The sequence below is a fragment of the Aurantimonas aggregata genome, assembly GCF_010500835.1.
Taxonomy (GTDB): Bacteria; Pseudomonadota; Alphaproteobacteria; order Rhizobiales; family Rhizobiaceae; genus Aurantimonas; species Aurantimonas aggregata.
This window is the reverse complement of the sequence record NZ_JAAAMJ010000094.1, coordinates 1-573: the sequence shown is the minus strand read 5'-3', so window position 1 is coordinate 573 and position 573 is coordinate 1. Positions and strand designations below refer to the sequence as shown.

The 573-nt window shown below is 64.0% G+C and carries 1 protein-coding gene; it reads right to left on the bottom strand.

All coding sequences use genetic code 11. The annotated features are described in order from the left end of the window. Positions 1-86 precede the first annotated feature (86 nt). On the bottom strand, positions 87-573 hold a 487-nt coding region (locus GTW51_RS23415), incomplete at its 5' end, for a tyrosine-type recombinase/integrase (protein WP_163046418.1).

Here is a 573-nt window from a genome sequence, read left to right as displayed (position 1 = left end):
CCTGCCTTATGGGCAGATCCAGTAATGGGGAGTCGGCGGCGATTTGATTGCCCTCTCGCGTCAGTCGCCGCCAATCCAACTCACCATTACGACGCGCGCTTGAGGAGCGCGATCAGCTTGTCTGAAGGCTGGAACGCGCCGCGTCGCAGATGCGGCGGAACGATCGCCTCCATGGCATCGAGCTTTTCCGTCGGATCGCCACGCGTGTAGACCTCGGTGGTCGTCAGGGTGGCATGGCCCAACCACAGCGACACCTTCCGGATATCCTGTGTTGCCTGCAGGATGATCATCGCGCAGGTGTGCCTGAGCACATGCGGCGAGATGCGCTTCTTGCTCAGGCCGGGGTGCTGTCGAGCGGCAGCGGCGGCATGCTGCTTGAGCAGATAGGCGAAGCCCCATCGGCTCAGCGGCTCTCCCCGGGCGTTGACGAACACCTCGGGCGCTGCGACCTGTCCGCGAACGGCGAGCCAGGCGCGCAGTGCTGCGGCTGTCGTCTTCCACAAGGGGAGCGTCCGTTCCCGCCGTCCCTTGCCAAGAACACGAATGCTCATCGACGGCAGGTCAATATCCTCG